Consider the following 6,737-nt stretch of genomic DNA (forward strand, 5'->3'; position numbering starts at 1 on the left):
GTCTCGGCGTCGAGGCAGATCCACTCACCGACCGGCGGGCGCAGGAGGTGGACGGTGAGGTCGGTGTTGAGGAAGCCCCAGTCGGCGACGTCGAGCGCCGCGCTCACGCCGGACGCCGAGTCGACGCACGCGAGCAGCCGCTGCACCGGTGAGATCGGCTCGCCCTCGAGCAGTGCGGGGGAGTGCATCCAGACGACGCCGTCGCCGGGCTCGTCGAGCGCACCGGTGATCCACCGCCAGTCGATGGCGTCGAGGTAGCCGCCGTTCCAGGTCGCCGGGCGCTCGTGCGGGACGCCGTCGTCGGGACCGTGGGGGAGCGGTGAGGTGCGCCCCGGCCCGTCGTCCGACAGAGGGAGCAGCCACGCCTGGGCGGTCGCGACGACCCGTCCGCGCTCGACGTCGACGAGCTCAGCCTGTGCCAGCGTGACCGACCGGCCCGGCCTCAGGACGCGTGCGGTGACCCGCAACGCGGTCAGCGGCACCGGCCCCCAGAGCTCCATGGTGAATCGTCCGACGGTCGCGCCGGCGGCCGCGGGGAGCTCCTCGATCGCCCACGCGAGCAGTGCCGCGGGCGGCCCTCCGTGCTGCGCCTCCGACGTCCACGGACCCGCTGTGGCGGGGGTCGGGGCGACCGTCGCAGACACCACCTCGGGGCCGTCGAGAGCCCTCTCGGAGAGGCCGTAGAACGCCCTCGTGCCGTCCGATTTCTCCATTCGCAACCCCCTGTGTACAGTTCTGCGTCGTTGCCCCTTTAGCTCAGTCGGCAGAGCGTCTCCATGGTAAGGAGAAGGTCTACGGTTCGATTCCGTAAAGGGGCTCTGGGTGTGATCCAACCGGAGTCACCACCACATCCTGGCGGGGTAGCTCAGGTGGTTAGAGCACACGACTCATAATCGTGGTGTCGCGGGTTCGAGTCCCGCTCCCGCTACCGCACCGACCAACCGCACCAGCAACTGAAGGACAGCCCGTGGCCAGCAAGAGCTCCGATGTTCGCCCCAAGATCACGCTCGCGTGCGTGGACTGCAAGGAGCGCAACTACATCACCAAGAAGAACCGCCGCAACAACCCCGATCGTATGGAGCTGGCGAAGTTCTGCCCGCGTTGCCGCACCCACAAGGCGCACCGCGAGACCCGCTGAACCACGCAGCACCGCACAACGAGCCCGTCCCCGCGAGGGGGCGGGCTCGTTCTGCGTTACGTTCGTGTCGTGGATGCCTCGATCATCGGCCGGACCTACCCGCCCCCGCCTGCTGTGGAAGTCACGACGGGCGCCGTCGCAGCCTTCGCTGCCGCCCTCGGCCAGGAGTACGACGGAGGGCCGGCGCCGCTGACCTTCCCGATCGTCCCGGCGTTCGCGGCGATGATGGGGTTCCTCGAGGCCGAGCAGCTCGACCTGTCGCGCATCGTGCACGGCGAGCAGAAGTTCGCCTACGAGCGCCAGGTGCTGCCGGGTGACCACCTCACCGTGGCGCTGACCGTCGCCGGCCTGCGCCAGATCGGCGGCAACGACATCGTCTCGACGACGAGCGCGGTGACCGACGCCGACGGCGCGCTGGTGTGCACCGGCACCGCGACGCTCGTCCACCGGGGAGGCGAGGAGTGATGGCCTTCGAGCCGAAGACCTACTCGGTCACCCGCGCCGACCTCACGGCGTACGCGATCGCCAGCGGCGACCACAACCCGATCCATCAGGACGAGGACGTCGCCCGCAGCGTCGGCCTCCCGGGCGTGATCGCCCACGGCATGTTCACCCTGGCCCTCGTCGGCCGCTACCTCGCCGAGTGCGGGGTGCCGCAGTCAGACGTGGTCGAGCTCGGCGGCAAGTTCGTCAAGCCCGTCGTGGTCCCGGCCGGCGGCGCCGAGGTGACGATGAGCGCCACCACCCGCGACGCAGCCGAGGGTGAGGGCTCGGTCGTCTCGATCGAGGTGCTCTGCGACGGCGCGAAGGTGTTCGGTCCACGAGGCGCCCAGGCGCGGCTCCGTGGCTGAGGGCGACATCCGGCTCTCCGAGCACACCACCCTGCGTCTCGGTGGAGCGGCGCGACGTTTCGTCACGGCCACGACCGACGACGAGCTGGTCGCGGCCGTGAGCGCCGCGGACGACGCCGGTGAGCCGCTGCTGGTGCTCGGCGGCGGCAGCAACCTGGTGATCGCCGACAAGGGCTTCGCGGGCACGGTGGTGGCCGTCAGGACGTCCGGGATCTCGGCCGACGTCGACGACGAGCCCGGCTGCGGCGGGGCGCTCGTGACCGTGGCGGCCGGGGAGTCATGGGACGACGTCGTGGCCGTCGCCGTCGAGCGTGGCTGGGTCGGGCTCGAGGCGCTCTCGGGGATCCCCGGGTCGACCGGTGCCACCCCGATCCAGAACGTCGGCGCCTACGGGCAGGAGGTCGCCCAGACGATCGCCCGGGTGCGCGTGTGGGACCGCCACGACCGGTGCCGGCGCACCCTCGCCGCCGCCGACTGCGGCTTCGGCTACCGCCACTCCCGTTTCAAGGCCGAGCCCGGCCGCCACGTCGTGCTCGACGTGACCTTCCAGCTGCGCCAGGGCAGTCTCTCGGCCCCGGTCGGGTATGCCGAGCTGGCGCGCACGCTGGGCGTCGACGTGGGGGAGCGCGCGCCGCTCGCCGACGTGCGGGCCGCGGTGCTGGGCCTACGGGCCGGCAAGGGGATGGTGCTGGACGCCGCCGACCACGACACGTGGAGCGCGGGGTCGTTCTTCACCAACCCCGTCGTGCCCGCCGCGCAGGTGCCCGAGGGTGCCCCCGCCTGGCCGGCCGGAGACGACCTGGTGAAGACCAGCGCCGCCTGGCTCATCGACCACGCCGGCTTCGCCAAGGGCTACGCCGCCCCGCTCGCGGGGGCGAGAGTTTCGCTCTCGACCAAGCACACGCTCGCCGTCACCAACCGCGGCGGCGGCACCACCGAGGAGCTGCTGCTCCTCGCCCGTGCCGTGCGCGACGGCGTCGAGGCGGCGTACGGCATCAGGCTGGTCAACGAGCCGGTGCTCGTCGGCTGCGAGCTCTAGGGTCGCTCGGCACCAGGTCAGTCGCCGAGGACGCGCAGCACGATCGCGAGGGGATCGCCGACGTCGATGTGCTCGGCCGTGCGCACCGCCTTCTTCACCGGGAGCACGAACCGGGGGCCGTCGGGGAACACCGAAGTTCGCCAGGTCGTTCGTCCGACCGTCACCTCGACCCGCACGGACCCGAACCCCCTCGGTGGCCCGCCGAACAGGCGGACGTCGGCGCTGACGTCCTCGGGCACCGTCACCAGCAGCCACACCCCGCCGTCGTGGAGCCACAGCGGCGCAGTGAAGGTGAGCTCCTGGACGCTCACGGCGCCTCGGCGGGGGTGGCGGCGAGCCAGTCGTCGATCTCGGTCAGCACGGCGGCCTTCACCTCGGCAGGCGCGCGCGAGGCGCGCAGCGACATCCGCGCCAGCTCGGCGAGGGTGGCGTCGTCGAGGTCGTGGGCGGCACGCATCGTGGCGTACTGCCCGGCCAGCTGGGAGCCGAAGAGCAGCGGGTCGTCGGCGCCCAGGGCGACGGTCGCGCCGGCTTCGAGCAGCGTGGGCAGCGGCACCGACGTGAGGTCGGTGTAGACCCCCAGGGCGACGTTGGAGACCGGGCAGACCTCCAGCGCGACGCCGGCGTCGACGACGCGCGCGAGGAGGTCGGGATCCTCCGACGACCGGACGCCGTGGCCGAGCCGATCGGGGCGCAGCTCGTCGAGGCACACCTGCACGTGCTCGGGGCCACGCAGCTCGCCGCCGTGGGGCAGCAGGGCCAGGCCGGCACGTTCGGCGATCGCGAACGCGCCGGCGAAGTCGGCGGTGCTGCCCCGCCGCTCGTCGTTGGAGAGCCCGAAACCGACGACGCCGCGGTCGGCGTACTGCGCAGCGAGGCGGGCGAGCGTGCGGGCGTCGAGGGGGTGCCGGGTGCGGTTGGCCGCGACGACGACGCCGATGCCCAGGCCCGTGCGTGCCGAGGCCTCCGCCGCGGCGTCGAGCACGAGGTCGGTGAAGGCCGTGATGCCGCCGAAGCGGGCGGCGTAGCCGCTGGGGTCGACCTGGATCTCCAGCCACCGGCCGCCGTCGCGGACGTCGTCCTCGGCAGCCTCGCGCACCAGCCGTCGTACGTCGTCCTCGGTGCGCAGGACCGAACGGGCGACGTCGTAGAGCCGCTGGAAGCGGAACCAGCCCTTCTCGTCTGCTGCGCTGAGGTGGGGCGGCCACTCGCTCACGAGGGAGTCCGGCAGCGAGACGTGGTCGCGCTCGGCGAGCTCGAGGAGCGTCTCGTGGCGCATCGAGCCGGTGAAGTGCAGGTGCAGGTGTGCCTTGGGCAGCGTGTGCAGGTCCCTCATCGGGCTCATCGTAGGGCCGGGCCGATGCGCGCGAACGGGGGGCGTTTTGGACCTGCGCTTCCTCTTGGTCGTAGACTCCCTGATTGGTGGATCTTCCCCATGCTTTGCCGTGCCCGCGTGCCAGTCATGTGTCGCCGGTCGGAGGGTGGGAGAGATCGACGAAGGGCACTAGCTCAACTGGTAGAGCATCGGTCTCCAAAACCGAAGGTTGGGGGTTCAAGTCCCTCGTGCCCTGCACGATTCCTTTCCAGCAGCACAACACAACGACCGAGAGGTGAATGGCGTGTCGGACAGCAGCGCTGTACGCGGTGACCGGGACGACCGGCCCGGTGACGCGCCGAGGCGCACGAGTCTTCCGACCTTCTACCGTCAGGTGGTCGCCGAGCTCCGCAAGGTGGTCTACCCGACCCAGGAGCAGCTCGTCACCTACTTCTTCGTCGTCATGTTCTTCGTGATCGTGATGATGTCGATCGTCTCGGCTCTCGACCTGGGCTTCGGCAAGCTCGCCTTCGCGGTCTTCGCGGGCGGCGACAACATCTGATCCGCGACCGCGGCCAGGCTCTCGAGCCGGCCGCACCCGGTTCGGCAAGCCGCGTCCCCCTAACAGCAATCGATGGAGCAACACGTGTCTGAGCAGTACCCCGAGTCCACCGAGACCCCGGACGTGGTCGACGACGTCGTCGAGGCCACCGAGGGCGCTGCTGAGGGCACCGACCCCGTCGCGGCCGAGATCGACGACGACCCGATCGACGACGTCCTCGAGGTCGAGCCGACCGCTGACTCCGTCGAGGAGATCGTCGAGACCGAGGGTGACCTCGCCGACGAGGCCGTCGCCGAGTCGTCCGACGTCGTCGACTCCGAGGTGGAGGGCGCCGAGCTCGACGCCGACGCCGAGGTCGCCGAGGAGGACCCGCTCGAGGCGTTCCGCCGCGAGCTGTGGGCCAAGCCGGGCGACTGGTACGTCGTGCACACCTACTCCGGCATGGAGAACCGGGTGAAGTCGAACCTCGAGAACCGGATCGTCTCGCTCAACATGGAGGACTACATCCACGAGATCGTGGTCCCCATCGAGGACATCGTCGAGATCAAGAACGGCCAGCGCCGCACGCGCAAGAAGCCGTCGCTGCCCGGCTACGTCCTGGTCCGCATGGACCTCACCGACGAGTCCTGGTCGACCGTGCGTCACACGCCCTCAGTCACCGGCTTCGTCGGCAACAGCCACCAGCCCGTGCCGCTGAGCATGCAAGAGGTCGAGAACATGCTCGCCCCCGAGGTCCAGGCCGCTGCCGAGGTCGCTGCTGCTGCCGCGGGCACGCCGTCGCCCTCGGGTGGTTCGGGCACCGCGAAGAAGCAGATCGAGGTCGCCGACTTCGACATCTCCGACTCCGTCATGGTCGTCGACGGCCCGTTGGCCACGCTGCACGCGACGATCACCGAGATCAACGCCGAGTCGCAGCGCGTCAAGGCGCTCGTCGAGATCTTCGGCCGCGAGACCCCGGTCGAGCTCAGCTTCAACCAGATTCAGCGAGTCTGAGTCCCGGCCGAGGGCGTGACGCGTCTCGAAACCCGGTGAGATTTCGTAGATCTGCAACCACCGTCCACACTTGTCATTAGCAACACCCCGTGGCAGGGGGCGACGTACGCCCTCGACATGACCACATCGAAGAAAGAGAGAGAGTCATGCCTCCCAAGAAGAAGATTGCTGCGCTGGTCAAGGTGCAGCTCCAGGCCGGTGCCGCGACGCCGGCCCCGCCCGTCGGTACCGCTCTCGGTCCCCACGGTGTCAACATCATGGACTTCTGCAAGGCCTACAACGCCCAGACCGAGTCCATGCGCGGCAACGTCATCCCCGTCGAGATCACCATCTTCGAGGACCGTTCCTTCACCTTCATCACCAAGACGCCGCCCGCGGCTGAGCTGATCAAGAAGGCCGCCGGCCTGCAGAAGGGCTCGGGCGTCCCGCACAAGGAGAAGGTCGGCAAGCTGACCAAGGACCAGATCCGCGAGATCGCCACGACCAAGCTGCCTGACCTCAACGCCAACAACATCGATGCCGCGATGAAGATCGTCGAGGGCACCGCTCGTTCCATGGGCGTCACCACCGACTGACAGTCCATCGCGCGTGAGCGCCCCCTAGCACCTGTGGCAGAGCCGCGCTGGCTCACAACGACCACATCTTCGGTTCAACAGAAAGAAGAATCCTCATGCAGCGCAGCAAGAACTACCGCGCGGCGATCGAGACGTTCAACCAGGACGAGCTCCACGCCCCGCTGGCCGCGATCAAGATCGCCAAGACCACCAGCAAGAAGAAGTTCGACGAGACCGTCGACGTCGTCATGCGCCTCGGGGTCGACCCCCGCAAGGCCGACCAGA

Annotated in this window: 10 protein-coding genes and 3 tRNA genes; 10 read left to right on the forward strand and 3 right to left on the reverse strand. The window is 69.7% G+C overall.

The window, feature by feature from the left end; all coding sequences use genetic code 11:
* The coding region (locus tag VOI19_RS11075) for a thioesterase family protein (protein WP_323793025.1) at nt 1-713 on the reverse strand (713 nt) is incomplete at its 3' end.
* A 32-nt stretch (nt 714-745) separates the two neighbouring features.
* Here VOI19_RS11075 and VOI19_RS11080 point away from each other — a divergent pair.
* The 6 genes from VOI19_RS11080 to VOI19_RS11105 all read left to right on the forward strand — a co-directional run bounded on the left by VOI19_RS11080 (nt 746) and on the right by VOI19_RS11105 (nt 3,028).
* Nucleotides 746-818: transfer RNA gene (locus tag VOI19_RS11080), tRNA-Thr, on the forward strand.
* A gap of 36 nt (nt 819-854) precedes the next feature.
* Nucleotides 855-928, forward strand: a tRNA-Met gene (locus tag VOI19_RS11085).
* 39 nt (nt 929-967) lie between these two features.
* The gene (gene rpmG, locus VOI19_RS11090) at nt 968-1,138 is read left to right on the forward strand and encodes a 50S ribosomal protein L33 (protein WP_300401187.1); all 171 of its coding nucleotides are present in this window, start codon (nt 968-970) and stop codon (nt 1,136-1,138) included.
* A gap of 69 nt (nt 1,139-1,207) precedes the next feature.
* The gene (locus tag VOI19_RS11095; RefSeq protein WP_323793026.1) at nt 1,208-1,603 is read left to right on the forward strand and encodes an FAS1-like dehydratase domain-containing protein; all 396 of its coding nucleotides are present in this window, start codon (nt 1,208-1,210) and stop codon (nt 1,601-1,603) included.
* Nucleotides 1,603-1,989 carry a MaoC/PaaZ C-terminal domain-containing protein gene (locus VOI19_RS11100; RefSeq protein ID WP_323793027.1) on the forward strand — a complete coding sequence of 129 codons (387 nt, stop codon included), beginning with the start codon at nt 1,603-1,605 and terminating at the stop codon, nt 1,987-1,989. Before VOI19_RS11095 ends, VOI19_RS11100 begins: the two co-directional genes overlap by 1 nt.
* Nucleotides 1,982-3,028: a UDP-N-acetylmuramate dehydrogenase gene (locus tag VOI19_RS11105; protein ID WP_323793028.1), complete on the forward strand. Its 1,047-nt coding sequence runs from the start codon at nt 1,982-1,984 to the stop codon at nt 3,026-3,028. The genes VOI19_RS11100 and VOI19_RS11105 overlap by 8 nt, the downstream gene beginning before the upstream one ends.
* A 17-nt stretch (nt 3,029-3,045) precedes the next feature.
* Here VOI19_RS11105 and VOI19_RS11110 read toward each other — a convergent pair whose 3' ends face one another.
* Complete coding sequence (locus VOI19_RS11110; protein ID WP_323793029.1) at nt 3,046-3,339, reverse strand: DUF1905 domain-containing protein; 294 nt, start codon at nt 3,337-3,339, stop codon at nt 3,046-3,048.
* A complete protein-coding gene (locus tag VOI19_RS11115; protein WP_323793030.1) occupies nt 3,336-4,364 on the reverse strand; it encodes an adenosine deaminase in 1,029 nt (342 codons plus the stop codon). Before VOI19_RS11115 ends, VOI19_RS11110 begins: the two co-directional genes overlap by 4 nt.
* Before the next feature lie 162 nt (nt 4,365-4,526).
* Here VOI19_RS11115 and VOI19_RS11120 point away from each other — a divergent pair.
* The 4 genes from VOI19_RS11120 (at nt 4,527) to rplK (ending at nt 6,473) form a co-directional block, all read left to right on the forward strand.
* A tRNA-Trp gene (locus VOI19_RS11120) sits at nt 4,527-4,599 on the forward strand.
* A 48-nt stretch (nt 4,600-4,647) separates the two neighbouring features.
* Nucleotides 4,648-4,905 carry a preprotein translocase subunit SecE gene (gene secE / locus VOI19_RS11125; RefSeq protein ID WP_323793031.1) on the forward strand — a complete coding sequence of 86 codons (258 nt, stop codon included), beginning with the start codon at nt 4,648-4,650 and terminating at the stop codon, nt 4,903-4,905.
* Between the two features lie 72 nt (nt 4,906-4,977).
* Nucleotides 4,978-5,898 (forward strand): transcription termination/antitermination NusG family protein, encoded by a 921-nt coding sequence (locus VOI19_RS11130; protein WP_416366373.1) that lies wholly within the window; start codon nt 4,978-4,980, stop codon nt 5,896-5,898.
* A 146-nt stretch (nt 5,899-6,044) separates the two neighbouring features.
* Nucleotides 6,045-6,473, forward strand: a complete 429-nt coding sequence (gene rplK / locus VOI19_RS11135) for a 50S ribosomal protein L11 (RefSeq protein ID WP_323793033.1) — start codon at nt 6,045-6,047, stop codon at nt 6,471-6,473.
* Nucleotides 6,474-6,737 lie beyond the last annotated feature (264 nt).

It is taken from the genome of Nocardioides sp. (genome assembly GCF_034670285.1).
Taxonomy (GTDB): Bacteria; Actinomycetota; Actinomycetes; order Propionibacteriales; family Nocardioidaceae; genus Nocardioides.